The sequence below is a fragment of the Streptomyces blastmyceticus genome, from assembly GCF_039521185.1.
GTDB classification, from domain to species: Bacteria; Actinomycetota; Actinomycetes; order Streptomycetales; family Streptomycetaceae; genus Streptomyces; species Streptomyces blastmyceticus.
In genome coordinates this window covers 187939-211195 of record NZ_BAAABW010000015.1, presented here as the reverse complement: position 1 = coordinate 211195, position 23257 = coordinate 187939, and the positions used below count along the sequence as shown (strand labels likewise).

The 23257-nt window shown below is 71.5% G+C and carries 20 protein-coding genes; 9 read left to right on the top strand and 11 right to left on the bottom strand.

What is annotated here, in order from left to right; translation table 11 throughout:
• The first annotated feature begins 144 nt into the window (after window positions 1–144).
• Both ABD269_RS13625 and ABD269_RS13620 read left to right on the top strand, forming a co-directional pair.
• Window positions 145–2370, top strand: a complete 2226-nt coding sequence (locus ABD269_RS13625; protein WP_344118161.1) for a HelD family protein — start codon at window positions 145–147, stop codon at window positions 2368–2370.
• Window positions 2371–2553: 183 nt separating this feature from the next.
• A complete protein-coding gene (locus ABD269_RS13620; protein WP_344118106.1) occupies window positions 2554–3090 on the top strand; it encodes a DUF4232 domain-containing protein in 537 nt (178 codons plus the stop codon).
• A 27-nt stretch (window positions 3091–3117) separates the two neighbouring features.
• On the opposite strand, the gene ABD269_RS13615 is transcribed toward ABD269_RS13620, so the two are convergent.
• Window positions 3118–3969, bottom strand: a complete 852-nt coding sequence (locus tag ABD269_RS13615; RefSeq protein ID WP_344118105.1) for a hypothetical protein — start codon at window positions 3967–3969, stop codon at window positions 3118–3120.
• A 122-nt stretch (window positions 3970–4091) separates the two neighbouring features.
• The gene (locus tag ABD269_RS13610) at window positions 4092–5045 is read right to left on the bottom strand and encodes a GntR family transcriptional regulator (RefSeq protein ID WP_344118104.1); all 954 of its coding nucleotides are present in this window, start codon (window positions 5043–5045) and stop codon (window positions 4092–4094) included.
• A 162-nt stretch (window positions 5046–5207) separates the two neighbouring features.
• On the opposite strand from ABD269_RS13610, the gene ABD269_RS13605 reads away from it, so the two are divergent.
• The gene (locus ABD269_RS13605) at window positions 5208–6317 is read left to right on the top strand and encodes an FAD-dependent monooxygenase (RefSeq protein ID WP_344118103.1); all 1110 of its coding nucleotides are present in this window, start codon (window positions 5208–5210) and stop codon (window positions 6315–6317) included.
• Window positions 6318–6398: 81 nt separating this feature from the next.
• Here the strand turns inward: ABD269_RS13605 and ABD269_RS13600 are convergent, their stop codons facing one another.
• The gene (locus ABD269_RS13600) at window positions 6399–6851 is read right to left on the bottom strand and encodes a winged helix-turn-helix transcriptional regulator (RefSeq protein WP_344118102.1); all 453 of its coding nucleotides are present in this window, start codon (window positions 6849–6851) and stop codon (window positions 6399–6401) included.
• A gap of 96 nt (window positions 6852–6947) precedes the next feature.
• On the opposite strand from ABD269_RS13600, the gene ABD269_RS13595 reads away from it, so the two are divergent.
• The 4 genes from ABD269_RS13595 to ABD269_RS13580 all read left to right on the top strand — a co-directional run bounded on the left by ABD269_RS13595 (window position 6948) and on the right by ABD269_RS13580 (window position 12010).
• Window positions 6948–8213, top strand: coding sequence for an MFS transporter (locus tag ABD269_RS13595; RefSeq protein WP_425572888.1), 1266 nt, complete (start codon window positions 6948–6950; stop codon window positions 8211–8213).
• 263 nt (window positions 8214–8476) lie between these two features.
• Entirely contained in the window at window positions 8477–9430 is a 954-nt protein-coding gene (locus tag ABD269_RS13590; RefSeq protein ID WP_344118101.1) for a hypothetical protein, read from the top strand.
• 165 nt (window positions 9431–9595) lie between these two features.
• A complete protein-coding gene (locus ABD269_RS13585) occupies window positions 9596–11050 on the top strand; it encodes an amino acid permease (RefSeq protein ID WP_344118159.1) in 1455 nt (484 codons plus the stop codon).
• A 48-nt stretch (window positions 11051–11098) separates the two neighbouring features.
• Window positions 11099–12010: a GNAT family N-acetyltransferase gene (locus ABD269_RS13580; protein ID WP_344118100.1), complete on the top strand. Its 912-nt coding sequence runs from the start codon at window positions 11099–11101 to the stop codon at window positions 12008–12010.
• On the opposite strand, the gene ABD269_RS13575 is transcribed toward ABD269_RS13580, so the two are convergent.
• From ABD269_RS13575 to ABD269_RS13560, 4 genes are read right to left on the bottom strand one after another with little or no spacing between them, the layout of a single operon-like run.
• Window positions 12007–12861, bottom strand: a complete 855-nt coding sequence (locus ABD269_RS13575) for a metal ABC transporter permease (protein ID WP_344118099.1) — start codon at window positions 12859–12861, stop codon at window positions 12007–12009. The two genes, ABD269_RS13580 and ABD269_RS13575, sit on opposite strands and share 4 nt — an antisense overlap.
• A complete protein-coding gene (locus ABD269_RS13570; RefSeq protein ID WP_425572887.1) occupies window positions 12858–13769 on the bottom strand; it encodes a metal ABC transporter permease in 912 nt (303 codons plus the stop codon). The genes ABD269_RS13575 and ABD269_RS13570 overlap by 4 nt, the downstream gene beginning before the upstream one ends.
• Window positions 13750–14682 (bottom strand): metal ABC transporter ATP-binding protein, encoded by a 933-nt coding sequence (locus ABD269_RS13565; RefSeq protein ID WP_344118097.1) that lies wholly within the window; start codon window positions 14680–14682, stop codon window positions 13750–13752. Before ABD269_RS13565 ends, ABD269_RS13570 begins: the two co-directional genes overlap by 20 nt.
• A gap of 8 nt (window positions 14683–14690) precedes the next feature.
• Window positions 14691–15674 carry a metal ABC transporter solute-binding protein, Zn/Mn family gene (locus ABD269_RS13560; protein WP_344118096.1) on the bottom strand — a complete coding sequence of 328 codons (984 nt, stop codon included), beginning with the start codon at window positions 15672–15674 and terminating at the stop codon, window positions 14691–14693.
• Between the two features lie 288 nt (window positions 15675–15962).
• On the opposite strand from ABD269_RS13560, the gene ABD269_RS13555 reads away from it, so the two are divergent.
• Both ABD269_RS13555 and ABD269_RS13550 read left to right on the top strand, forming a co-directional pair.
• The gene (locus ABD269_RS13555) at window positions 15963–17495 is read left to right on the top strand and encodes an APC family permease (RefSeq protein WP_344118158.1); all 1533 of its coding nucleotides are present in this window, start codon (window positions 15963–15965) and stop codon (window positions 17493–17495) included.
• A gap of 98 nt (window positions 17496–17593) precedes the next feature.
• A complete protein-coding gene (locus tag ABD269_RS13550; protein WP_344118095.1) occupies window positions 17594–19219 on the top strand; it encodes a thiamine pyrophosphate-binding protein in 1626 nt (541 codons plus the stop codon).
• A 36-nt stretch (window positions 19220–19255) separates the two neighbouring features.
• Here the strand turns inward: ABD269_RS13550 and ABD269_RS13545 are convergent, their stop codons facing one another.
• The 4 genes from ABD269_RS13545 to ABD269_RS13530 all read right to left on the bottom strand — a co-directional run bounded on the left by ABD269_RS13545 (window position 19256) and on the right by ABD269_RS13530 (window position 23238).
• Window positions 19256–20284: a serine hydrolase domain-containing protein gene (locus tag ABD269_RS13545; protein ID WP_344118093.1), complete on the bottom strand. Its 1029-nt coding sequence runs from the start codon at window positions 20282–20284 to the stop codon at window positions 19256–19258.
• Between the two features lie 137 nt (window positions 20285–20421).
• Window positions 20422–21633 carry a cytochrome P450 gene (locus ABD269_RS13540; RefSeq protein WP_344118092.1) on the bottom strand — a complete coding sequence of 404 codons (1212 nt, stop codon included), beginning with the start codon at window positions 21631–21633 and terminating at the stop codon, window positions 20422–20424.
• Between the two features lie 38 nt (window positions 21634–21671).
• Window positions 21672–23039, bottom strand: a complete 1368-nt coding sequence (locus tag ABD269_RS13535) for an NAD(P)/FAD-dependent oxidoreductase (RefSeq protein WP_344118157.1) — start codon at window positions 23037–23039, stop codon at window positions 21672–21674.
• On the bottom strand, window positions 23029–23238 hold the full coding sequence (locus ABD269_RS13530) for a ferredoxin (protein WP_301890117.1): 210 nt from the start codon (window positions 23236–23238) through the stop codon (window positions 23029–23031). The genes ABD269_RS13535 and ABD269_RS13530 overlap by 11 nt, the downstream gene beginning before the upstream one ends.
• Between the last annotated feature and the right edge of the window lie 19 nt (window positions 23239–23257).

Genomic DNA, 23257 nt, shown 5'->3' with positions numbered 1-23257 from the left:
AAAAAGAAATACCCCGGACCGTATTGACGGCCGGGGTATTTCTCTGCGTATATTGGAAAATTCCGCATCCCGATCAACTCGGGGCGTGGAGAAGCTTTATGAGTGCATCATATCCGGGCGGGAGTCGAATTGTCAAACGAGGAAATGCGCCGCGAGCAGGAATTCATCGATCTGCTCCACGGACGCCTCGCCGAACTGCGCAGCGAAGCCGAAGCGGCGGTGAAGGCGGCGCTGTCGCCGAAGGGGAACACCCTCCAGGCCCGCCTGGAGCGCGACGTGCTCGTGGCCGAACGGTCCGGCCTGCTCGCCGCCTTCAACGCCGGCGAGAACGGCCTCTGCTTCGGCCGCCTCGCCTTCCGTGACGGCCGCGACCACCACATCGGCCGGATCGGCATGCGCCGCGACGACGCCGACCGCACCCCGCTGGTCGTCGACTGGCGGGCCGAGGTCGCACGCCCCTTCTACCTCGCCACCGGCCACACCCCGATGGGGCTGCGCCGCAGGCGCCACATCACCACCGAAGGCCCCCGGGTCACCGCCCTGCACGACGAGATCCTGGACCTCGCCGACGCCGAACGCACCGGACACGAGGGCGCCGACGCGGACGCCGTGCTGCTCGCCGCGCTCGACGCGGCACGCACCGGCCGGATGCACGACATCGTGCAGACCATCCAGGCCGAACAGGACCGGATCATCCGGGCGCCCCACCACGGCGTCCTCGTCGTCGAAGGCGGCCCGGGCACCGGGAAGACCGTGGTGGCCCTGCACCGCGCGGCCTTCCTGCTGTACGCCCACCGGGAGCAACTGGCCCGCCGCGCCGTGCTGATCGTCGGGCCCAACCCGGCGTTCCTCGGCTACATCGGCGAGGTGCTGCCCTCGCTCGGCGAGACGGGCGTCCTGCTCGCCACGCCCGGCGAGCTCTTCCCGGGCGTGACCGCGACCGGCACCGACACCGCCCGCGCCGCCGAGGTCAAGGGCGCCGCCGCGATGGCCGACGCCCTGGCCTGCTTCGTGGCGGACCGCCAAACTCTGCCCGACCCCGTGCGGGTCATCGACCACGAGGACGGCGAGCTGCGGCTGGACGCGGCCATCGCGGACGAGGCCCGGAGCCGGGCGCGCGCCACCGGCCTGCCGCACAACCTCGCCCGCCCGTACTTCGCGTTCCGCGTCATCGACGCGCTGACGGCCCAGCTGGCCGACCGCATCGGCGCGGATCCGTACGGCGGGCCGAACCTCCTCGGCCCCGACGACATCGCCCAGCTCGGCAAGGCCGTCGCGGCCAGCGCGGAAGTCCGCTCCGCCATCGACGAGTTGTGGCCGCTCCTCACCCCGCAGGAGCTGGTCGCCGACTTCCTCGCCGACCCCGTCCACCTCCCGGACGCCGACGCGGCCGCGATCCGCCGCGCGGGCGGCCCCTGGACCCCCGCGGACGTCCCGCTCCTGGACGAGGCCGCCGAACTCCTCGGCGAGGACGACTCGGCCGTCCGCGCCGCCGCCGAGGCCGAGCGCCAGGAGCGCATCGCCTACGCACAGGGCGTGCTCGACCTCTCCTACGGCTCCCGCACCCAGGAGTTCGAGGAGCGCGAGGACGAGGACTCGGAGGTGCTCGCCGCCCACGACCTGGTCGACGCCGAACGGCTCGCCGACCGGCACGAGGAGGTCGACCACCGCAGCGCCGCCGAGCGCGCCGCTGCCGACCGCACCTGGGCGTTCGGCCACATCATCGTGGACGAGGCGCAGGAGCTGTCCGCCATGATGTGGCGGCTGCTGATGCGCCGCTGCCCGACCCGCTCGATGACCCTGGTCGGCGACCCGGCACAGACCGCGGAGCCGGGCGGCTGCGGCGCGTGGGAGGCGATCCTCCCGCCGTTCGTCGGCGACCGCTGGGAACACGTCAGGCTCGGCGTCAACTACCGCACCCCCGCCGAGATCATGGAGGTCGCGGCGGCGGTGATCCGGTCCGCGGACCCCTCCTTCGCGCCGCCGAGCTCGGTCCGCTCCACGGGCGTACGGCCCTGGGCGCACCGCACCGGGGACCTGCCCCGCGCGGTCGCCGACGCCGTCGCCCGGGAGGCCCACGGCGGAGCCCGCCTCGCGGTGATCGCCCCGCGCGCCCACCACGCGGCCCTGTCCGCCGCCCTCCCCGCCGCCTCCACCGGCCCCGCCCCGGACCTGACCAGCCCGGTCGTCCTGCTCGACCCACGGCAGGCCAAGGGCCTGGAATTCGACACGGTGATCGTGGCGGAACCCGCGGAGTTCGGGGTGAGCGACCTCTATGTCGCGCTCACCCGGCCGACCCAGCGGCTGGGCGTCGTCCACACGACCGCGCTGCCGGGCGGCCTGGAGTCCCTGGCCGTACGGGAGGACTGACCGCACCGACCGGCAGGGCTCGCGCGGGGGGCGAGCCCTGCCGGGAGCGGCGGAAGCCACCGCGTCGGACGCGGCCGCGCGTGGCCGGTTGTCGATCCTCGCGTTTTCGAACGGACGCCCTGGGGGTAGACGGGCCCGTGACCTTGATCAGGTCGCATCGCACCCCGTACGAAGGAGCGCACCGTGATACCCCGCATGAACGCGAAACTCGCCCTCACCGGAGCCGCCGCCGTCGTGCTGAGCGCCGGACTCACCACCGGAGCCGTCGCCCAGGAGGCGCCGACGGCCGGGGCCGGGCTCGCGACCTGCGCGGCCTCGGATCTGAGCGTTTCGTTCCACAACCGCCTCGGCGGCGGGATGAACCACGCAGGGGGCACGCTGGAGTTCAGGAACACCGGCGGCCGGGAGTGCGCCCTGCGGGGATATCCGGGCCTGGGGCTGGAGAACGCGCAGCACGAGGAGCTGTCCGCGCACGCGATCCGGGGCAACACCTGGTACGCCGACGACCCGGGCAACAAGGTCGTACGCGTCCAGCCCGGTGGCACGGCCCAGGCCGTCGTCGCCTGGACCCACTCCGGCAGCGCGGCGCGCCAGGCGGCCTACCTGCGGGTGACCCCGCCGGCGGCCACGTCCTACCGCACCATCGAGCTCGGTGACCTCGTCGACAACGGCGAACTCCACGTCACGGCGGTGGCGAACACCGTGCCCGTACGCGAGTGACGCACCCGGCGGCTCACAGGCCGGTGGTCACGGGTTGGCGGTCACCTTGAAGCCCGCGCCGTAGACGCCGGCGGGGGTGGCGGTGTCCCGGGCGCGCAGGTCGGCGAGGATGTTCGCCGAGCTGGTGTACACGTACGGCGGAATCCCGAGGACGATCGCCTTGGTGATGCCGGCCCAAGGGCCCGAGGCGTGGAAGCCGTTGGCCTGGGAGGGGTACTCGCTGCCCGGCACGTGCCAGATGGCCGGCCCGCCCGAGTCGCCGGCCTTGTGCTGTGCGTGGGACTGGTAGATGCCGTTGGAGTTGTTCGTGACGCGCCCGTACCAGATGCCCAGCTGGCCCGACACGACGAGCTCGTTGTTGTTGAACAGGTCGGCACCGAGCAGCCGCTCGTTGTCGAGCGCGGGGCTGAGGGCGTTCGGGCTGACGCGCCCGCCGGGGACCTCCAGCTCGCCGGTCTGCTTCAGGAGCGGCCCCTGCGAGGAGGGTGTCACCCCCGCCACCAGCTCGATGATCATGTAGTCCTTGGTCGGGTGGCCCGTCATCGATCCCTCGCGGTCCTTGAAGTACCGCACGTACCCGATCGGACCGAACGCGAGGTCCTGCCGGTGATAGACGGGGATGACGTCCTCGTGGATGTCACGGTCCGCGTAGGTCGGGGCGTTGATGCAGTGGCCCGCCGATATGGCTATTTTGTGCCCGTACTTGTCGCCGCCCACCGCGCCGATCGTGCAGAAGGCATCCGGCTGGGACGGGCTGAAGACGATCTGCATGGCGTTGTAGACGCGCTTCCCCGGCTCGGCCTGGGCGGTGGCGGTGCCCACGGCCATGGTCCAGATGACCGCCAGGGTCGCGACGAACGTGCACAACCGTCTGAGCATGGGTGATTCCTGTCTGTCGGGGCCTCGGTAAGGATCAGCCGCCCATGATGGCAGTGACAACAACCACGCGTCGATGCTCAATTTGCGGCAGAAGCAGCGAATTTCAGCCATGCCTGTGTGTCTTACGGAGCCTTCGCGCGGCGGCCCTCGATGAGGACGGCCATGCCGTCGAGCATCGACGTGAGGCCGATCTCGAAGAGCTCGTCGAGGTGCAGGTCGTAGCCGGTCTCCGTGATCGCGGTGATGACCCGGGTGAACGTCGGGTAGTCACCGGACGCGGTGAGTGCCGCGAGAGCGGAGGTCTGGGTGTCCATCCACTCGTCTTCCGAGAGCCCCGTGACGCTCTGGGCCTGGGCCTCGCGCTCCAACTGCACGGCGAGCCCCTGGACGTGGCTGTAGAGGAGGACGTTCAGATTGAGCATGGTGGTCGGGTCGAGACCGTGCCCGTCGAGCCCGCTCAGCATCAGCTCCGAATAGGTCATCAGGTTGGGCAGCATCAACGGGCGGGTGAGCGGCCCGATCTGCGCCAGCCAGGGATGCGCGCGGTGCACCGCCCAGAGCGACCGGGCGCCCAGCTCCAGCCGGGCCCTCCAGGCGGCGGGGGCCCGGGAAGGGCGCGGCAGTTGGCCGAGCACCGTGTCGGCCATCAGCAGCACGAGGTCGTCCTTGCTGTTCACATAGCGGTAAGGCGACATGGTTGCCGCGCCCAGACGCGCCGCCACCCCCCGCATGGACAGCGCGGCCAGCCCTTCCGCGTCGGCGATCTCGATGGCGGTGCGCACGATGCGCTCACGCGTCAGCTCGCGCTCCGGTGCGGCGGCCGTACGAGGGCGGGCCGGTGCGGCGCGACGCGGCGGGCCCGCCACCACGGTGCCCACGCGCTCCTGTGCCCGCACCAGCCCCTCCTGGCGCAGCGCGGTCAGCGCCTTCGTGGCGGTGGCCAGCGCGACGCCCCATTCCTCGGCGATCCGGCGCGTCGAGGGAACCCGGTCGCCGGGGGCCAGCTCGCCGTCGACGATGCGGCGCCGGATCTCGGCGGCGATGCGCAGATAGGGCGGGGTGGTGTGCGCGGTCATCTGCCTCTTTCTCCCTGCTTCCGGGGCTGTACTAGCGCAGAGGCTAGCAGGAAGGATGGCCGGACCAGCTGTATCTGACCTAGTGCAGGAGGAAAAATGGCCCTTGTTCCAGTCTGCGCGTACGGCGTACATTCAGGGCGTACACCGTACTGAGGAGTCCCCGTGAAGACCGTTCTCATCTCCGGCGCCGGCGTCGCCGGGCTCACCCTCGCCCACCGGCTGCGGCACCACGGCTTCGCGCCGACCGTGCTCGAACGCGCCCCCGGGGTCCGCCCGGGCGGCCAGGCGATCGACGTCCGCGGCGTCGCGCTCGACGTCCTCGACCGGATGGGCCTCCTGGCGGAGGCGCGGAAGGCCCGCACCACGATGCGCGGGATGTCGATGCTCGACGGCGACGGCAACGAACTCTGGCGCTCCACCGAGATGACGTACAGCAGCGGCCGCCTCGACAGCGACGACATCGAGCTGCTGCGCGAGGACCTCACGCACCTGCTCCACCGGCGCCTGGGCGACGACGTCGAGTTCCTCTTCGGCGACTCCCTGACCGCCCTGGAGCAGGACCGGGACGGCATCCACGCCCGCTTCGAGCATGGCCGGCCCCGGACCTTCGACCTCGTCGTCGGCGCCGACGGCCTGCACTCCAAGGTGCGGCACCTGGCCTTCGGTGAGGAGGGGCAGTTCATCCGCCACCTCGGCTCCCACCTGGCGGTCTTCACCACCGACAACTTCCTTGGCCTGGACGACTGGCAGGTGTGGCTCCAGGGCGCTGCCGGGACCTGCTGCGTCTATCCGGCGCGCGACAACACCGAGCTCAGGGCCACCCTGGGCTTCATGTCCGACCGGATCGACTACGACCACCGCGACACCGAGCAGCAGAAGTCGCTCCTCGCCGACCGGATGGCCGGCCTTGGCGGCGACACCCCGAAGCTGCTCGAGGCCATGTGGACGGCCCCCGACTTCTACTTCGACGCGATGGCACAGATCCACATGGACCGCTGGTCCACCGGCCGCGCGACACTGATCGGCGACGCGGCCCACTGCCCGTCCCCACTCTCCGGCCAGGGCACCAGCCTGGCCCTGGTCGGCGCGTACGTACTGGCCGACGAGCTCGCCGAGGCGGACGGCGACCACCACACCGCCTTCGCGCGCTACGAGGAACGCATGCGCCCCTTCGCCGACCTCAACCAGGCACTCGCCGCCGAGAACTCCGGCGGGGCGGCTCCTGAGGGGGCCTTGGACCGGGCGAAGAACGCGATGTCTCTTGACGGGTGATGTGCTCGGCCCTGTCGGACGGGGCCGGTCCGTGGGTGAGTTGCCCGGTGCCGCTGAGGGCACCCTGCCGACCGGCTCGCGTCACGGGGTGGAGATCTTGTGGACGGTGGTGTCGTCGGGGTGCAGCCGTCGCCCGTCCGCGGACAGCACTTCCAGTGCGCGCAGACGATGCCCCTGCCGGCGGTCGACCAGCTCCGAGTGCGGTTCGCCGGGGGCGAAGAAGTTCTGTTCGCCCCACTGCCGCAGTGCCACGATGACGGGGAAGAGCGCCTCGCCCTTCGGAGTCAGTACGTACTCCCGGTAGGCGCTGCCGTCCGAGGCGGGGACGGATTCGAGGACACCGCCGGCGACCAGGGTGCGCAGACGCGTGGTGAGGATGTTCTTCGCCACGCCGAGGCTGCGCTGGAACTCCCCGAAGCGCCGGCTTCCGTCGAAGGCGTCCCGCACGATCAGCAGGGACCACCAGTCGCCGATCGCGTCCACCGACCGGGCGACGGGGCATTCGCTGTCGTCGAAGCGCGTTCTGGTCACCATGGCGTCCCTCACTCTCACAACGGTTGCAACATGCTACCAAGAAAGTTACCGTCACCACTGGTAGCAAGATGAAACCAGATGTGCGGAGGGGTGCCGATGCCCGGCAACAGTGAGGCTGTGTCACGACGAACCGAGGCCCGAAGGGGGGAGGGCTCGGCGGTCGTCCCATCCCGTGGCGTCGTCATCCTGTTCGCCGTCGCCTGCGGGGCCGCCGTGGCCAACGTCTATTTCTCCCAGCCGCTCCTGGTGACCATGGGCCACGACCTCGCCATGAGCCCGGCACTGGTCGGCAGCGTGGTCACCCTCACGCACATCGGATACGGACTGGGACTCTTCTTCCTCGTGCCGCTGGGCGACGTGGCCGACCGCAGACGGCTCATCGTGGCCCAGTTGCTGCTCCTGGTGGTGGCCCTGGCCGTGGTGGCCACCGCCCGCACGGCGGCGGTTCTGCTCGCGGGCATGGCCGCGACGGGACTCCTCGCGGTCGTCACGCAGACGCTGGTGGCCTTCGCGGCGTCACTGGCCCCTCCCGCCGGGCGCGGACGGGTCGTCGGTCTGGTCACCAGCGGCGTGGTCATCGGAATCCTGCTCGCCCGCACCGCATCCGGCCTCATGGCCGATCTCGCGGGCTGGCGCTCCGTCTACCTCGCCTCGGCATCGCTCACCGCTCTGCTCGCGCTGGTCCTGTACCGGGTGCTGCCCCGTCACGCTGACGCTCCGTCGACGACCCTGCGCTACGGACAGCTCCTGCGCTCCACGGTCACCCTGTTCGCGCAGGAGCGACTGCTGCGGATCCGGGCCCTGTTCGGTCTGCTGATCTTCGCCGCCTTCAGCACCCTGTGGAGCAGCATCGCGCTGCCGCTCAGCGAGGCCCCGTACTTCCTGTCCCACAGCGCGATCGGAGCGCTGGGCCTGATCGGCGCCGCCGGAGCCCTGGCCGCGACCGTCGCGGGCCGCCTGAACGACCGCGGACTCTCCCGCCGGACCACCGGCATCGCCCTGGTGCTGCTCGCCGTCTCGTGGCTGCCCCTGGCCTTCACCCGCAGCTCGCTCTGGGCCCTGGTCGCCGGTGTGATCCTGCTCGACCTCGCCGTGCAGGCGGTCCATGTCACCAACCAGACCCTGATCTACGCACTGCACCCGGAGGCGGGCAGCCGGCTGATCGGCGGATACATGGTGTTCTACTCGATCGGCAGCGCCACCGGCGCCATCGCCGCGACCTCCCTCTACACGGTGGCCGGCTGGGGCGCCGTATGCGCACTGGGCGCCACGTTCAGCTGCCTCGGGCTCGTGCTGTGGGCGTTCACCCGGAACAGCACCCCCGACCCCACCGCCGACGCGGCCACTCGCAGCGAAGCCTGAGTGCTCTCACCGGATGTCAGATCCCGGGTGTTCGCGGCGATTCGAGTGGCATATGCCAGCGGTCTACTCGAAATCGATGAAAGGCGAGAGCCCGAGCGCAACTCCGAAGAGCCTGGAAAATGCCGCTGAACCAGGTAATTCGGATGACCCGTTCCGTTTCGACTTGATGCTGAGTAGGGTGTGGCGTGCTGCCGAGGGGCCGGGGGAGAGTTGCGGGCCGAGTTCGGCATGGGCGGTGTCGTCGGCAGGATCGGCAGGAGAGCATGACCGCTGGATTATTCGAGGGGCAGTACGTCTGGCATCCGGCGGCCGGGGACCATCGACTGGCGCGCGCCTGCGTGGACGTACGGGCAGGGCGATACCTGAGCGCACACGACGTACTGGAAGAAGCGCGGGAGGATTTCGGATTGCGGGCCCACCGGTCGTCGGTACTCGCGTCGGAAGCGGCGGATTCCGATCTGGCGGAGCGCTGGCTCGCCGAAGAGCCGGGCGCGGAGGCCGCGTTGCTCTGGGCGCGCGTGGCGGTGCTGAGGGCGCTGCGCGCCGCCGACGGGCGCGACCGGCGCGCCGTCGTCCTCGGGCGTATCGCGCTGGCGGCATGCGAACGCGCCGCGGAAATGTCACCGGCGGATCCCACGCCCCTGGTCGCGAAGCTGACGCTGGCCCGCTATCACCGGACCCGCGACCCCGCCCCGCGCGGCCTTCTCACCGCGCCGCCGGGTCCGTGGGCACTGCTGGCGCGCATTCTCCGTCTCGATCCCTGGCACCGCGAGGCGCACCACCGCTTTCTGGCGTTCTTCTTCAGCCGGCACGGCGGTTCGGCGAACGCGGCGTGGGACGTGGCCGCGTTCCTCGGTCAACGGGCACCCGCTTCCTCACCGTTGCGCCTGCTCCCGCTGGTGACCCTGGTCCAGGACCACGACCCGGCCGCTCCGCTGGCGCACCGCACCTGGGAGCAACACCAGTGGCGGACAACGGCCATGGGGGTCTACGAGAACTGGTTCCCGCACGTGGCGGGCTATCGCTTCACCCCGGTGCTGGACCTCGCCTATCTGGCGCACGCGCTGTTCATGTCGCACCGTGAGGACGAGGCGCGTGCCGTCCTCACGGCCATGGGCCCGTACGCTTCCCGGATGCCCTGGAGTGCGTTCGGCGATCCCGAGGAGCAACTGACCCGCGTCAGACGCCTCTGCGGACTTCCCGTCCCCGCCGCCTGACCGTCCCGGCGCCCCGGATCGAGCCGTCCGGTGCGACCCCGGCGGCTGTACCGTCAATCCATCAGAAAGGCTGTGGCTGTGCCCGAACCCGCATTCCTCGTCCGCATGAGAGCCCGCCGTCAAACGGCGCCCCTCGCCCTGGACGACGACGCGACGCTGCACGCCATGGGCTACCCGCGGAAACTGACCCGCCGGTTCCGGGCCTTCGACAATTTCGCGATATCCTTCACGATCATCAATATCATTTCCGGAATCTTCTCCTCCTTCGGATTCGGAATGACGGCCGGCGGCCCGCGGATTCTCGTGTTCGGCTGGATCGGCGTGTCCGTCATGGTGCTCTTCGTCGGCGCCGCCATGGGGGAAATCGCCTCCGCCTACCCGACCAGCGGCGCCCTGTATTTCTCCGCGGGCAAACTCGCCAAGCGGCACCGCGGCGCCTGGTCCTGGTACACGGGCTGGCTCAATTTCGTGGGACAGGTGGGCGGCACGGCCGCCACCAACTACGCGGCCGCCACCTTCATCCAGGCCTTCATCGCCATGCAGTGGCCCTCCTACGACCCCGACCCCCGGCACACCGTCGGCATCACCGCCGTGATCCTGCTGCTCCAGGCGCTCGCCAACACCTATACGGTCCAGCTCGTCGCCGTGGTGAACCGGATCTCCGTATGGTGGCTGCTGATCGGCATGGTCGTGATCGTCGTGACGCTCACGGTGACCCCCGACCAGCACCAACCGCTCTCGTACGCGACCCATTTCGTCAACAACACCGGATTCGACAGCGCGATCTACGGCGGAATGCTCGGGCTGCTCGTCACCAGCTGGACCTTCACCGGATTCGACGGCAGTTTCCATATGTCCGAGGAGACCGTCAAAGCGACCGTCAACGCGCCCCGCGGCATCATGCGCGCCATCGTCTGCTCCGCGCTCACCGGACTGATCCTGATGCTGGCCCTGGTCTACGCGATCCGCGACTACGACGGTGAAGCGAGCGCGTCGGCGCCCCCGGTGCAGATCCTCGTCGACGCGCTCGGCATGGGCACCGCCAGACTGCTCCTGTTGATCGTGATCGGCGCCATGCTCTTCTGCGGCCTCGCCAACATGACCAGCAACACCCGCCAGATCTTCGCCTTCTCCCGGGACGGGGCGATGCCCGGCTCCCGCTGGTGGCACTCGGTCTCCTCGCGCACCCGCACCCCCGTCAAGGCCGTGTGGCTCGCCGCCGTCTGCCCCCTGGTGCTGGTCCTGCCCGGCTGGTGGTCCCACACCGCGTTCACCGCCGTCGTCAGCGTCAACGTCGTCGGCCTCTTCCTCGCCTACGGCGTCCCCATCTTCCTGCGCCTGCGGCTGGGCGACGGCTTCGAGCCCGGCCCCTGGAACCTCGGGCGCTACGGCAAGCCCATCGCGCGCGTCGCTGTGGCCTGGATCGTGATCAGCAACGTGCTGTTCATGCTGCCCCAGGCCTCCCCGCTCACCGTCACCTCCTTCAACTACGCGCCGATCGCGCTCGGTGCCGTCCTGCTGATCGCCACCGTCTGGTGGTTCGCCAGCGCCCGCCGCCGCTTCCAAGGGCCCGTCAGCTACGGACGGCCCGACGAGGTCGCCGCGATGGACCTCATCTGACCTCTCCGCCCCCTCCGTCACCTTTTCGGGAAGGAACGAACAACCCGCATGAACCCCCTCGGCCGACTCCCGCACCCGCGCACCTCCGACGAGACCCCCGCGCCCGGCGCCCCCGACACCTTCACCGTCACCCGGGCGACGCTCGACGACTGGCACCTCGTCGCGGAGTGGGCCGCCGCGGAAGGATGGAACCCCGGCACCGGCGACCTCGCCTGCTTCCACCCCACCGACCCGGCCGGCTTCTTCGTCGGTCGCCTCGGCGACCGGATCGTCTCCGCGGTCTCGGTCGTCACCTACTCCCCGGACTACGCCTTCCTCGGCTACTACCTCGTCCACCCCGACCACCGCGGGCAGGGGCGCGGCCTGGCCACCTGGCGCGCCGCGTTCCCGCACGCCGGAACCCGTACGGTCGGCCTGGACGCGGTCCCCGCCCAGCAAGCCACCTACGCGCGCGCCGGGTTCGCCACCGCCTACACCACCATCCGCTACGCGGGCCGCCCCGGCGGCGCCACCGCCCCGGCGACGGTGGCCGTCGTCCCCGCCACCGCGGCCCACCTCGACGCCGTCGCCGCGTACGACCGGCAGTGCTTCCCCGCCGAGCGGCGCGCCTTCCTCGCCCGCTGGCTGACCGCGCCCGGCCACACCGCCTGCGTCCACCTGGACGGCGGGCGGGTCACCGGCTACGGAGTGATCCGGCCCGCGCGCGACGGCCGCCGGATAGGCCCGCTGTTCGCCGACACGCCCGAGGGCGCGGAAGCGCTGTTCGACGCCCTCACCGCCCAACTCGGCCCCCACGACGAGGTCTTGATGGACGTCCCCGAACCCCACCGCGCGGCCATGGCCCTCGCCGCGTCCCGCGGCCTGACCCCCAGCTCCCACACGGTCCGCATGTACACGGGCCCCGTACCCCCGACCCGCGAGGACCGCGTCTACGGCGTCACGAGCCTCGAATTGGGCTAGACCGTTTCCGTGGCCGGGTGGGTGGTGGGCCGCCGTACCAGGAACGTGGCCGCGTAGACCGCGGTCGCGGCGGCCATGATGGCGAAGCTGGGCGGCATTTCCGGTATGGCGTACGAGGCGAACAGCCCCGCCCACACCTCCAGCACCGCCAGGCCGGCGGACAGGGCGAGCGCCCGGTACGGCCGGTCGGTCAGGCGGATCGCGGCCCCGGCGGGCGCGGCGAGCAGGCCGAGCAGCAGCAGGGAGCCGACCGCCTGGGTGGCCTCGGCGGCGGCTGCTCCGGCCACGGCGAGGAAGCCGTGGCCGAGCAGCCGGACGGGAACCCCGCGGGCGGCGGCCACGGCCTCGTCGACGGTGGCAAACAGCAGCGGCCGGGCGATGAGCAGCATCACCAGGCAGATGCCGGCCGCGAGGAGAGCGGCGGTGACGGCGTGGGCGGAGGAGATACCGAGGATCGACCCGAACAGGACACTGACTCCGGCACTGCCGTCGGTGGTGCTTCGGGAGGTGGTGTAGAGGGTGATGAGGAAGGCGCCCAGGCCGAGGATCCAGGAGAAGACGCTGCCTATGACGACGTCGTCCGGGCGGGCCCCGCGCCCGAGGGTGCCGAAGAGCAGCGCGATGGCGATCGTCGCGGCGAACAGCCCGAGGCGCAGGTCGTAGCCGAGGGCGAGGGCGGCCATGGCGCCGGTGAAGGCGACGTGGCTGAGCGCGTCGGCGCTGAAGACCTGGGCGCGCAGCACGAGGAAGCAGCCGACCAGACCGCACGCGGCCGCGATCGATGTCCCGGCGAGCAGGGCGTGCTGGAAGAACGGCTGGGACAGCGGTGAGCCCGCCGACAGGAAGGTCATCGGGCGGCCTCCTCGGCCGGCAGGGGAACGCGGACCCTTCCGAGCAGGCCGCGCAGCGCGCGCAGACCCAGCGCGAGGAGATATCCGGCGAAGGCGAACGAGGTCACGAAGAAGCCCAGCGGGTAGGGCGAGTAGTAGGCGGCGATCAGCCCGAGCCAGGTCGCGGCGCAGGCCAGCAGCACGGCCAGGGCGAGGCTCGCGGCCGGGCGGGCGGTGACGGCCTGGGCGGTGGCGGCGGGGATCACCATCAGGGCGAAGACCAGCAGAGTGCCGGTGATCTGACCTGCCTCCGCCGTCGCCGCCCCGAGCAGCACCAGGAAGACCACGGACAGCGCCCGCACCGGGACGCCGCGTCCGGCGGCGACCTGCGGGTCGACGGAGGCGAACAGCAACGGCCGCCCGATCAGCGCCAGCACCGCGAGCACGACGACGCTCACGCCGAGCAGCACGGTCACCTGGTGTGCGGTGATGCCCAGGAAGGTGCCGAACAGGATCGCCTGCGGTCCGCCCAACAGCCCCTTGTACAGGGCGATGAACAGGAAGCCGCAGGCGAGCAGGAAGGCCTGCACTGTACCGGTCAGCGCGGATTCCTCGCGGTCGCCGCCGCCCCGGAGCGCGGCGATGACCAGGGCGGCGGCGACGCAGAGGGTGAAGTAGCCGTAGACCGCGCCGACACCGAGCAGGACGGCCCCGGCGGCGCCGGGGAACGCGACGGTGGAGACGGTGTGGGCGGCGAAGGTCTGCCGCCGCAGGACCACGAACCATCCGACGGCCGCGGAGACCACGGCCACGATCGCGCCCGCGCGGAAGGCGTTGACCATGAACGGGTACGACCACATCAGCCGGAAGTCGCCGACGAGGTCCCAGGACCAGGCCGGGGAAGCGATGTCAGCCGACAGCACGGCCATCACCTGCCGACGCGGGCCGGTCGGTGTGCGGTGCCGGTATCTCCGGCTGGCCGACGACCACCAGCCTGCCGTCGGAGGCGGTCAGCACCTCGACCGGCGTGCCGTAGAGCCCCGTCAGGGTCTCGGAGGTGATCACCTCCCGCGGGGTCCCGGTGGCGCTCCCGCCCGCGGCCAGGTACACCACGCGGTCGAGGTGGTGGAGTATCGGGTTCACGTCGTGGGCGACCATCACCACGGCCACGCCCTCGTGATGACAGATCCGCCCTATGAGCGCGGCGACCGCGCTCTGATGGGACAGGTCGAGGCTGTCCAAGGGCTCGTCCAGCAGCACCAGCCGGGGGCGGCGGACGAGGGCCTGGGCGATCAGCAGCCGCTGCTGCTCGCCGCCCGAGCACTGCCCGACGGGCCGGTGCGCGTACGCCGACGCCCCCACCAGCTCGACGACTTCGGCGACACGCTCGCGGGCGGCCCGGCGCCGGGCGGTCGGGAGCGGCAGCGGCAGGCCCCAGCGGTCGCCGTCCAGGCCCATGCGGACCACGTCGATGCCGCGGATGCGCATCGAGGCGTCGAAGCTGCGCCGCTGCGGCAGATAGCCGATGCGGTCGTTGGCCTGCCCGGGACGGGCCCCGAGGACCCGGACCTCGCCCCGCGCGGCGGGCAGCGCGCCGAGCAGGACCTTGATCATGGTGGACTTGCCGACCCCGTTCGGGCCGAGGACGGCCGTGAACTCCCCGGCGCCGACGCGGACGTTCACACCGGACCACAGGGTGCGGCCGCCCACGCGGACGGCCACGTCGCGCAGGTCGAGCACCGGCTCGCTCCCGGCCCCCGGCGCCTCGTCCCGGCCCGCCGTCCCGGGCCGCCGAGCCCCGCTTCCGGCCCCGGTGTCGTGGAACTTCGCTGTCGTGGGCATCGCGCGGTTCACCGCCCGGTGGCCTTGGCCAGGGCCTGCTCGATGCCCTGGAGCTGGGTGGTCTGCCACTGCTGGAACGTGGCGTCGGCGGGGGCCAGGGTCTCGGTCACGGTGGCCACGGGGATGCCCGCGTCCTTGGCCGCCTTGACCTGCGCCTGCACGTCCGGCGTGGAGTTCTGCCTGTTGTAGACGTAGATCTTGATCTGCTTGTTCTTGATCTGCTCGTCGATGGCGGCCTTGTCCTTGGCCGTGGGGTCGGTGCCCTCGCTCATCGCGTCGAGGAAGCTCCCGGGGGTGAGCATCTTCAGGCCCAGTCCCTCGGCGAGCGGCGTGACGATGGATTCCGAGGCACCGATGGGCGTCCCCCGGTACTTGCTGTTGATGTCCGATATGAGCTTGTCGTACGAGGCCAGGTCCTTGGTCTCGAAGGCGGTCCTCCGCTGGTCGAAGTACGCGGCGTCGGCCGGGTCGGCCTTCTTGTAGTCCGCGCTGATCTTCTCGATCACCTTGTGGACGTCGCCGGGCGCGTACCAGCGGTGCGGGTTGCCGCCCGGCCGGACCCCGACCAGGTCGCCGACCTTCAACTCGGCGCGCCCTCCGGCCGCGTTGGCGGCGAGCAGCTTGTCGGCCCAGGCGTCGTAGCCGACGCCGTTGACGATCGCGTACTGGGCGCCGGCCACCGTACGGGCGTCGGCGGAGGTCGGCTCGTAGTCGTGGGGATCGGTGTCGGGGTTGGTGATGATGCTGCTCACGTGGGCGTGGCTGCCGCCGAGCTGGGTGGCGATGCTTCCCCAGAAGTTCTCCGCGGCCACCACCTGGATCACCTTGCCGGAGCCGTCTCCTGTCGATGCGGTGTCCGCCGTCTTCGAGGAGGAGTTCGGGGAGGAGGTCGAGCAGGCGGTCGCGGTCACGGCCGTCAGGGTCGCCAGGGCGGCGGCGAGCACGGTCCGTACGGACGGCCGGGGAAAGCGGGGGACTGGGGCGGCGGACATATGGCGCTCCTCGAGGTGGTGCCGACGTGCAGGGCCGCGGTGTTCCGGGTGCGGCGACAGTCCACGCTAGATGAAAATGATTTTCACATCAATCGTAAGTGAAAACCGTTGCCATCTTTTGACCGGAGCGTGAGCGCCTCGGTGGTGCGCGCGAGCGACAGGGGAGAATCCGTTTCTGTTGCCGGATCAGTAATCGTTGCCGGATCAGTGATCGAGGAGGCCGTCGTGTCGGATCGTCAGGTGACGGGTGAGGCCGTCGCGCCGCCCGTGCTCGTACAGGAGCGCCGCTTGCGCCGGGACCTCGGGTTCTGGGGGCTGACCGCGATCGGGTTCTCCAACATCGTCGGCTCCGGCTGGCTCTTCGCCGCCATGTACGCCGCCCAGACGGCCGGACCCGCGGCGCTGCTCTCCTGGGTCGGCGCGGGCCTGCTCTGCGGCCTGGTCGCCCTCGTCATGATCGAGCTCGGCGCGTCACGGCCGGAGGGCGGCGGTACGGTCCGCTGGCCGCTCTACGCGAGCGGCAGACTGGTCGGCACGCTCGTCGGCTGGTCGGTCCTGCTGTCCGTGGGCGGCACCGCGGCCGAGATCAGCGCGATCATGCAGTACGCCGACCACTACCTGCCGGACATCTACCACGGCCACTCGCTCAGCGCCTTCGGCCTGGGCATCGCCGTGGCGCTGAGCGTGGTGCTGACCGCCCTGAACTGGTTCACGGTCCGGGCGTTCGCCCGGCTGAACAACCTCGTCTCGATCTTCAAGATCGTCGTGCCGGTGATCACCGTGATCGCCCTGTTCGCCTCCGGCTGGCACTCCGGACGCCTGACCGACCACGGCGGATTCGCCCCGTACGGCTACGCCGCCTGCCTGTCCGCGCTCGCCGGGGGAGGCATCGTCTACTCCGTCAACGGCTTCCAGGCGCCGCTGGACTTCTCCGGCGAGACCCGCAACCCCCGCCGCACCATCCCCGCCTCCGTGCTCACCGGCATCGGCCTGGCCGTCCTGATGTACCTCGCCCTCCAGCTGGCCTTCCTCTTCACCGTCCCCGAACACCTCCTCGGCCATGGCTGGCAGGGCGTCAGCTTCGAGTCGCCGTTCGGCCAGCTGGCCCTGATCCTCAACCTGCACTGGCTCTCCAGCCTGCTGTACGCGGACGCGGTGGTCTCACCCGGCGGCTCGGCGTACGTGGGCGTGGCGCTCGACGCCCGCCACACCTACGCCCTCGCCAAGAACCGCACGATCCCCCGGGCCTTCATGCACGTCAGCCCCCGCTACGGCATCCCGCACCGGGCCCTCCTCCTGAACCTCGCCGTGATCGTCGTCTTCCTGCTGCCCTTCGGCGGCTGGCAGCACATCGTCAGCGTCATGGGCGACATGTACCTCCTGATCTACGCTGCCTCCGCGGTCGCCGCCGCTGTCTTCCGGGCCGACCCGGACGGCGGCGGCATGGCGGGCTGGGTGCCCGGCCTGCGCTGGATCGCGCCCGTCAGCTTCGTGGTGTCCAGCGAGTTCGTGTACTGGTCCGGCTGGCACGACCTGCGCCTCGCCCTGCCCCTCGTCCTGGCGGGCCTGCTGATCTTCCTGGCGATGCGGCGGTCCGTCCCCGACGACGCCCCGCTCCTGACCGAACTGCGCACGGGCGCCTGGCTGGTCGTCTATCTGACGGTCCTGACCGCCCTGTCCTGGCTCGGCACCTTCAAGGGCTCGGGCCGGCTGCCCGCGCCGTACGACTCCTTCACGGTCGCGATCTTCGCGCTGGCCGTCTTCTTCTGGGCCGTACGCTCCGGCACGAGCCAGCTGGGCAGGTCCCGCACGGATCTTTGAGACGGCCCCGCACGGTCCACTGGCACAATCCCTTCAGCCCCTTCAGCCCCTTCAGCCCCTTCAGCCAGGACCGCAACCGCACCCCGGAAGGCAGCCCCATGAGCACCGCGCACCCCACCCGCACCGGCGGAGACCTGGTCCTCGAATCGCTCGCGGCGCTCGGTGCCACCACTGTCTTCGGGCTGCCCGGCCAGCACGCCCTCGGTCTCTTCGACGCGCTCCGCCGCTCCGCGCTGCGCTACGTGGGCCTGCGCGTCGAGAACAACGCGGGCTTCGCGGCCGACGCCCACGCCCGTGTCACCGGCGGCGTCACCCCCTTGCTCGTCTCCACCGGCCCCGGCGCCCTGATGACGCTCGCCGCCCTCCAGGAGTCGGCCGCGGCGTCGGCGCCCGTACTCGGCATCTCCAGCCAGATCCCGGCGGCCGGGCTCGGCGGCGGCCGCAAGGGATACCTGCACGAACTCCGCGACCAGCAGGCGTCGTTCCGCGACGTCGTCAAGAGCGTGCACACCGTACGGCACGCCTCGCAGATACCCTCCGCGCTCGCCGACGCCTGGCGCTCCGCGCTGGAGGCCCCCGCCGGACCGGTCTGGGTGGAGATCCCGCAGGACGTCCTGCTCGCCCCCGCGGGCGTCCCGCCCGTCCGCGCGCTCCCCGCCGACCCCCGGCCCCTGCCGCCCCGGCCGGAGCTGATCGAGGCAGCGGCGGCGGCCCTCGACGCGGCCGAGCGGCCGGTGATCCTCGCGGGCGGCGGAGTCGTACGGGCCCGCGCCCACGCGGCCCTGCGGCGGCTGGCGGAGAAGCTGGACGCCCCGGTCGCCTGCACCTTCGGAGGCAAGGGCGCCTTCCCCTGGGAGCATCCCCTGTCGCTCCGGTCGTGGCTGGAGGACCGGCACACCACCGACTTCCTGGAGCAGGCCGACGTCCTGCTCGTCGTCGGCTCCGGCCTGGGCGAACTCTCCTCCAACTACCACACGTTCCACCCGCGCGGCCATCTGATCCAGATCGAGGCGGACCTCGGCAAACTGGAGTCCAACCACCACGCCCTGGGCGTGCACGCCGACGCGGCCCTCGCCCTGGACGCGCTCGCCGACACCGTCACCGGCCGCCCCCGCGGCACGGCCGCCGACGAGGCCCGCGCCCTGCTGGAACGGGTCCACGCCCGCATCGACGGCCAGGACCTCAAGACCGAGCAGCACGTGCTGGCCGCCGTGCGCGACGCGCTGCCCGACGACGCCCCGAGCTTCTGGGACATGACGATCCTCGGCTACTGGGCCTGGTCCGCCTTCGACCCCCGCGAGGCGCCCTTCCACTCGGCGCAGGGCGCCGGCGGCCTGGGCTACGCCTTCCCCGCCGCCCTGGGAGCCGCGGTGGCGGACCCCGCCCGCCCGGTGCTGGCCGTCTCCGGCGACGGCGGGGCGATGTACTCGATCGCCGAACTGGCCACCGCCGCGCAGTACGGCCTGCCGGTCACCTGGCTGATCGTCGACGACGGCGGTTACGGCATCCTGCGGGAATACATGACCGACACCTTCGGCGAGGCCACGGCGACGGAACTGACCCGCCCCGACTTCGCCGCCCTGGCAGCCTCCTTCGGCGTCCCCGCCGTACGTACCACCCCCGACCACCTCCACGACGACCTGACCACGGCCCTCACCACCCCGGGCCCGTCCGTGGTCGTCCTCCCGGCCGTACTGCGGATGTTCGCGCCGACGCATCTCTAGGCCGGGCGGGGTTCTCCGCCGCGGGCGGATGCTCTGTCAGGTGGAGGAGATCGTTTTGAGGGCGAGTGCCCTGAGCGGTGCCAGCCGCGTGCGGGCCGGGCCGTTGTAGACGGCGTTCGTGCAGATCACCAGGTAGCGGCCGGTCGACGGGGCGAGGTAGAGGCTGGTGCCGGTGAACCCGTGGTGATAGGCGACGGATCCGCCGTGGGCGAGGATCCACGACAGGCCGCGGTCGAGACCCGGTTCGATCGCGGCCTGCGGGACGAGGCTGGAGGCGAGCCAGTCGCCCAGCGGGTGGGTCTCGTCGGCGGAGAGAAGGGCTTGGGCGTAGGTGGCGAGGTCGGCCGGGGTGGAGAACACCCCGGCGTGTCCGGCCACGCCGCCCATGAGCGCGGCGTTGTCGTCGTGTGCGGTTCCCCAGGTTCGCGGGGCGCCGAGGAGTCGTTGTTCGGTGGGTGCGACGTCAGGTGTGCGGGTGACCGGGCCGTAGAACGTGCTGTGCATGCCGAGCTCGTCCCACATGTCGGCGGCGAACCGGTCGAGGGGCCGACGGCGAAGATGGGTGAGGGCGAGGCCGAGAAGGATGTAGCCGCGGTTGATGTACCGATGGGTGCCCGGGGTGTCCTCCAGCGGTTCACGGCACAGGAGTTCGTGCAGCGGCAGGTCCGCACCCCGGTAGTGGTCCAGGCGGGTCGAGGCCCGGAGCCCGGAGGTGTGCGCGATCAGCTGTCGTACGGTCGCCTCGCCGCTGGGGGCCTCGCCGTTCATTGCGGGAAGGCTGTCGCGAACGGGGGTGTCCAGGTCGATCAGACCGTCCCGGACGGAGCGGCCGATGAGCGGCCAGGTGGCGACGACCTTCGTCAGGGACGCGATGTCGTAGAGGGTGTGCGCGGTCGGCGACTGCGGTCCGCACTCGGGAGCCACCACGCCGGCCGCCATGACCGTCTGGTGGCCGTCGATGGTCCCGGCGACGACGACACCGCCGGGACTCGCGCCGTCGGCGACGACCTCGCGCAGCGTTTCGTGGAGGCGGGCGGTGTCATCGGCGCTGAACGGTACGGGCATCTATTCCTCCGGTCCGACGGTGATCCCGGCGCCCAGCTCACCCAGGTTGGCGAGCAGATGGCCGTAGCCGCGCCGGAAATGGTGCAGGCCCCGGATCGTAGAGGTGCCGTCGGCCACAAGGGCGGCGCCGCCCCGGGCTACCCGCGTGCGATCAGCAGATGGCGGGGGCCGCGCAGGAGGGGGCTGCGGCGGTAGGGGGGTGGGTCGTCCACCAGGTGGAAGTCGTCGAGGTAGGGGAGGAGCGCGCCGAGCGCGAGTTGTGTTTCCAGGCGGGCGAGCGGGGCGCCGAAGCAGTTGTGGATGCCGCTGCCGAAGCCGAAGTGCTGGTTGTCCTCGCGCTCGGGGTCGAAGCGGTCGGGGTCGTCGAACCGCAGGGGGTCCCGGTTGCCGGAGGCGAGCATGAGGATCAAGGGCGCGCCCTTGGGGACGGTGACGCCCGCGACCTCGATGTCGGCGAGCGGGGTGCGCTGCGGGAGCATGTGCACAGGGGGTTCGAAGCGCAGCAGTTCCTCGACGGCCTTCGGCATCAGCCCGGGCTCGTCGCGCAGCCGCTTGTGGGCGTCCGGGTGGCGCAGCAGCGTGAGCACGCCGTTGGTGATGAGGTTGACCGTCGTCTCGTGTCCCGCGATGAGCAGCAGGGTGGCCGTGGCCATCAGTTCCACGTCGGTGAGCCGTCCCTCGGGACCGGCGTCGTTGACGAGGGCGGAGAGCATGTCGTCCGACGGGTGGCCGCGCCGTCCGCCGGCGAGTTCGCCCAGGTACTGCGCCATGGCGTCCCGGGCGTCCAAGCCTGCCTGCTGGCGTTCCTTCTGGTCCGCCCCGGGTGTGAAGTCGAAGCTGTCGATGATCGCGTTGGTCCACGCGCGGATGCGCGGTACGTCCTCGTGGGGCACGCCCAGCAGCCGGCAGATCACGGTGACGGGGAGCGGGTAGGCGAATTCGTCGACGATGTCGATCCGGTCGGCGCCCCGGAACGCGTCGATGAGTTCCTCGGCGATCCGGGTGATGTCACCGTGCAGCTCGTCGATCCTGCCCGGGGAGTGCGGAGGGCCGAAGGGCCGCATCGCGATGCGGCGAAGCCGGTCGTGTTCGGGGTCGTCGAGGCCGATGAAGGCCGGTGGTCGTTCGCTTCTCCGAAGCATGGCCTCGTCGGGGTCGGTGCGGTTGCGGTAGTCCGAGCTGATCCGCGGGTCGTGGAGCAGCGCGGCTATCTCGTGGTAAGTGCCCACGAGGTAGGCGCCGTTCTCCTGGCGCGTCACCCCGTTCTCGCGGAGTTCGGCGTACAGCGGATAGGGGTCGGCGCGGTTCGCGTAGTCGGTGATCCGCTGGAACAGGGTGTCGGGCTGCATGGGCGCGCTCCTCGTCGGTGTCGGACGGTGGGTGGTCTTCAGTCGCCCTGTCGCACCAGGGTCAGGCGCCGGTCCGGGAGGTGGCCGGTGAGGGCCACGGTCGGGCCGTGCGAGAGGTGATGCGGGTCCGGTACGTCGGAGGAGACGGGCGGGCCCGTGTCGAGCAGGTCGGCGGCGCCGGGCCCAGGGGGGAAGGGTGCCGCGGTCTCGATGAGGTGCTGGTAGTGCTCCAGCCACTTGGCCCGGTTCACGCTGACGGCGGCGGTGACCCGTCCCCGGTAGCCGTAGACGGCGATCAGGCGGCCCTCCCGCAGCGAGCCCTGCGCGATGACGACCTGGTCGGAGAAGGTCGGCACGCCGACGGACTTGATGTTGAGGCCGAACTGGCTGGACCAGAAGGCGGGCACCGTCAGGTGCGGGCGCCGGAGCGGCCCCGGGCTGACCATGTTGTGGGCCGCCACCTCGGCCTGCGCGACGGCGTTTCCCCAGTGTTCGAGGGAGAGCATCTGGTATTCGAAGAGCGGGTGCGGGAAGCGGGCCACGTCACCGGCGACGAAGACGTCGTCGGTGACGATCCCGTACATGTCGAAGGCGCGGCACCCCGCGTCGCAGGCCAGGCCCCGGGGCCCGGCGGCCAGCCCGGACCCGGCGAGCCACTCGGTGTTGCGGACGGCGCCGAGGGCGACCACGGCGACGTCGGCGTCGATCCGGCTGCCGTCGGAGAACTCGGCGCCGGTGAGCCGGCCGTTGTCGCCGTTGAGCGCGGTGACCGTCACCCCGCAGCGCAGGTCCACCCCATGGGCGCGCTGCAACCTCGCGGCGAAGGCGCCGAGCGTCCCGCCGAGGGCGCCGACCAGGGGCGCGGGTCCGCGTTCGGCGACCGTCACCTCCAGGCCGCGTTCCCGGCAGGCGGAGGCGATCTCCGAACCGGTGAACCCGGCCCCGATCACCAGCACCCGGCGGGGCCCGGCGTCGAGCCGCTCGGCGAGCCGGTCCGCGTCGTCACGGGTGCGCAGCGTCAGCACCCCGTCCAGAGCGGCCTCGGCGGATTCCGGCCAGGCGCGGGCCCGGGTTCCGGTGGCGATCAGCAGCCGGTCGAACGGCAACTGCTCGCCGTCGTCGAGCAGCACCTGCTTGGCGACCGGGTCGATCCCGCGGGCGCGTACGCCGAGCTTCCACTGCGCGTCGATGTCGCGGCGGGACGGCAGCCCGGCGTCCTGGGCGCTCACCCGGCCGAGCAGCACCCCTTTGGACAACGGCGGCCTGTCGTACGGGGGATGGGGTTCCTCCCCGACCATGGTCAGCGACCCGGTGAACCCCTCGTCGCGGAGCGTCTCGGCGGCGCGCAGCCCGGCCAGTGAGGCGCCGACGACGACGATCCGGCCGTCGTGCCGCTCACCGGACACCGGGGCCCGCCCGCTCACCGACGACGATGGCCTGCACCGGGCAGGCCGCGGCCGCCCTGCGGACGCGTTCGCGCTGGTCGTCGGGGACGGCGGGGGTGAACATCAGGGCCTCCTCGCCGTGCAGCTCGAACACCTGCGGGGCGAGGAACGCGCACTGCGCGTAGCCCTGACAGCGATTGAGGTCGACAACGATCTGCATCCGGGCCCACTCCTCCGCG